The following is a 3,330-nucleotide window of genomic DNA, read 5'->3' as shown; positions in this document are numbered from 1 at the left end:
GGAGCGGGACGGACCGCTCCCGCGGATTTAGGTGGCTCCGGGTCGGGGGGACGCGTATGGACGTCGTACCGGACGCGGACGTGGAGGCGGTCGAGGCGGTCGACGGCGTGTTCCTCACGCAGGGGGCCGTCGGCGAGGAGATGAGCATCCAGCGGTTCGAGATCGACCCGGGCGAGGCGGTACCGGAACACGACCACCCGCACGAGCAGATCGGAACCATAACCGCGGGGTCGATCACGTTCGTGGTCGACGGGGGGGAGCGCGTCGTCGAGGCGGGCGACACGTACGTGATCCCCGGCGGCGAGCCCCACGCCGCGGCGAACCGCGGCGACGAACCGGTCGTCGGCTACGACATCTTCTCGCCGCCGCGGGCGAACCCGGACTGGGGAGAGTAGGCGGAGCGCCGGATTTCCCGGCGTCCGCGGTACCCGCAAGACGTACCGGACCGAAGGTGTGTTAGTGTTCGGGACCCCATATCGGGTAATGGGAGTTCAAGGACAGTACCCGTTCGACGTGGAGGCGCTCCGCGCCGACTTCCCGATCCTCGACCGGAAGGTCGGCGGGGACCCCGAGACCGCGGGCGAGGGCGAGGGCGACGACACGCCGCTCGTCTACCTCGACAACGCGGCGACCTCGCACACGCCCGACCCGGTGGTCGACACCATCTCCGACTACTACCAGAGCTACAACGCGAACGTCCACCGCGGGATCCACCAGTTGAGCCAGGAGGCCTCCGTGGCCTACGAGGAGGCCCACGACGCGGTCGCTGACTTCATCGGTGCCGCGGGCCGCGAGGAGATCGTCTTCACCAAGAACACGACGGAGGCGATGAACCTCGTCGCCTACGCGTGGGGACTCGAAGAGCTGGGTCCGGGCGACAACGTCGTCCTCAGCGAGATGGAACACCACGCCTCGCTCGTCACCTGGCAGCAGATCGGCAAGCGGACCGGTGCCGACGTGCGCTTCATCGACGTCACCGACGGGGGGCGACTCGACATGGACCACGCGGCCGAACTCATCGACGACGACACCGAGATGGTCTCCGTCGTCCACGTCTCGAACACGCTCGGCACCGTGAACCCGATCGGCGAACTGGCCGAGTTGGCACACGACCGCGACGCGCTGATCTTCGCCGACGCCGCGCAGTCGGTGCCGACGCGACCGGTCGACGTCGAGGAGCTCGGCGTCGATTTCCTCGCGTTCTCCGGCCACAAGATGTGCGGGCCGACCGGTATCGGCGCGCTGTACGGCCGCGAGGAGATCTTAGAGGGGATGCAGCCGTACCTCTACGGCGGCGACATGATCCGGCGCGTCTCCTTCGAGGACTCCACGTGGGAGGACCTCCCGTGGAAGTTCGAGGCCGGCACGCCCTCCATCGCGCAGGGGATCGGTCTCGCGGCCGCGATAGAGTATCTGGAGGAGATCGGGATGGACCGGATCGAGGCCCACGAGGACCTGCTGGCCGAGTACGCCTACGACGAACTGGAGGCGCTCGGCGGCGTCGAGATCTACGGCCCGCCGGGCGACGACCGCGGCGGACTCGTCGCGTTCAACGTCGACGGCGTCCACGCGCACGACCTCTCCAGCATCCTCAACGACTACGGCGTCGCGATCCGCGCCGGCGACCACTGTACGCAGCCGCTCCACGACGAGATGGGCGTCGCCGCCTCGGCGCGCGCCTCCTTCTACTTCTACAACACCGTCGAGGAGGTCGACGCGCTCGTCGACGCGGTCCGCGAGGCCCGCGACCTGTTCGCGTAAGCGGCGAGAAGTGGGTCGACGGTTCGCGACCGGTTTTCCGGATCAATTTTCTGCTACCGGCCGCCCGGCGTCCGGTGGTTTTTCTCGTTGTACTACCGAATAATCGGCCTTGCGGGCCGTGACAACGGTGATCGCGCAATCATTATGCCGGTGACGCCCGGAAGATAATATGAAGAAAGATAACAACTTTCGTAGTAAGTTGCTTCCCGCAGAGTCGTCGCCCCGCCACCACAACACATGACTGACCACTCACCGTCCGACACACGCGCAGACCCGCACGCAGCCGCCGACCGAACCGAATCGCCCACCGATGGGTCCGAAATCGCCGACCGAGAGCCGACCACCGTCCTCCACGTCGAGCCGAACGTCCGCTCCGCGGAGCTACTGGAGGCGTTCGCACGGCGGCACACCGGTCGGATTCGGGTCCGCTCCGTGGACTGCGCCGCGGACGCGCTCGACGCCGTCGACGCGGGCGTCGAGATCGACGGCGAGCGGGTCGCGGTCGACTGCGTCGTGACGGAACAGCGCCTCCCGGACGGAACCGGGGTAGAGCTGGCCGAACGGCTGCGCGAGACGGATCCTAGGCTTCCGGTCGTGTTCTACACCACGTGTCCGAGTGAGGAGGGGGAAGCGGCGGCGTTCGGTGCCGGCGCGGACGCGTACTTCGAGAAGGGCTCCGACCGAGGCCGGTACGACGCGATCCTCGACCGGATCCGCGCGCTCGTCGACGAGCGACGCAACCGGGAGAAAGGCGCGCACGAGGGGGGCGCGGAGGCGGAAGTCGCGTCGACGACGCGAGCTTCCGGGTCATCGGAAGACGCCGTGCGCTCCGAAGAGTGAGGGCCGGCGTCGCCGAGCGGCGGACGGAGAGGGACACCGCGGTCCGGCGGAATCGGCGGAGAGGTCTGGTGGAAGCGTTCAGCGGAGATGTTCGGCGAAGCGGTTCGCTACCGTTCCAGATCGACCGTGAGGTCGGTCGCGATCCACGCGTCGGTGTTGCCCTGTTCGGTGAAGACGGTCCGCTCTTGCGAACAGCGGGTCGCGGCGACGGTCGGCCGTTCGTCGGCCGCCGACTCGACGTCCCGCTCGATCCGGTCTCCCGTTGTCATTACTACCCGGTCAGGGAGGGGCGGGCATATAGATTTCGGTCGGCCTAAACCGGCCGCGGCGATCCGCACGGGTGATCGGAGGGTCTTAGATCCCGGCGGTCGTTCACCCGCTCGTGACCGACACCCTGTTCACGCCGCTCACGCTGCGCGACGCGGAGTTCCGGAATCGCGTCATGCTGTCGCCGATGTGCCAGTACTCCGCCGACGACGGGCTGGCGAACGACTGGCACCGGGTCCACCTCGGCTCCCGGGCCGCCGGCGGTGCCGGGGTCGTGATGACCGAGGCGACGGCCGTCGCGCCCGAGGGACGGATCACGCCGAACTGCCTCGGGATCTGGTCCGACGAGCACGCCGAGGCGATCGAACCGATCGTCGAGTTCGTGCGGTCGCAGGGCGCGACTCCGGGGATCCAGCTGGCCCACGCCGGACGGAAGGCCTCGCACCGCCCGCCGGCCGAGGG

Annotated in this window: 4 protein-coding genes and 1 pseudogene; 4 read left to right on the top strand and 1 reads right to left on the bottom strand. The window is 68.5% G+C overall.

Annotated elements, in window-relative coordinates:
- The first annotated feature begins 56 nt into the window (after nt 1-56).
- The 3 genes from BN903_RS13125 to BN903_RS13115 all read left to right on the top strand — a co-directional run bounded on the left by BN903_RS13125 (nt 57) and on the right by BN903_RS13115 (nt 2,601).
- A complete protein-coding gene (locus BN903_RS13125) occupies nt 57-395 on the top strand; it encodes a cupin domain-containing protein (protein ID WP_048078159.1) in 339 nt (112 codons plus the stop codon).
- A gap of 88 nt (nt 396-483) precedes the next feature.
- Nucleotides 484-1,761 carry an aminotransferase class V-fold PLP-dependent enzyme gene (locus BN903_RS13120; RefSeq protein ID WP_048078158.1) on the top strand — a complete coding sequence of 426 codons (1,278 nt, stop codon included), beginning with the start codon at nt 484-486 and terminating at the stop codon, nt 1,759-1,761.
- Between the two features lie 237 nt (nt 1,762-1,998).
- The gene (locus tag BN903_RS13115) at nt 1,999-2,601 is read left to right on the top strand and encodes a response regulator (protein ID WP_048078157.1); all 603 of its coding nucleotides are present in this window, start codon (nt 1,999-2,001) and stop codon (nt 2,599-2,601) included.
- A 107-nt stretch (nt 2,602-2,708) separates the two neighbouring features.
- Here the strand turns inward: BN903_RS13115 and BN903_RS17625 are convergent, their stop codons facing one another.
- Nucleotides 2,709-2,870 (bottom strand): hypothetical protein, encoded by a 162-nt coding sequence (locus tag BN903_RS17625; RefSeq protein WP_195155810.1) that lies wholly within the window; start codon nt 2,868-2,870, stop codon nt 2,709-2,711.
- 113 nt (nt 2,871-2,983) lie between these two features.
- On the opposite strand from BN903_RS17625, the pseudogene BN903_RS13110 reads away from it, so the two are divergent.
- A pseudogene (locus BN903_RS13110) lies at nt 2,984-3,330 on the top strand (NADH:flavin oxidoreductase/NADH oxidase); the annotation flags it as partial.

It is taken from the genome of Halorubrum sp. AJ67, from assembly GCF_000513435.1.
The sequence above is the reverse complement of the archived record's forward strand: the minus strand, read 5'-3'. Positions and strand labels throughout refer to the sequence as shown.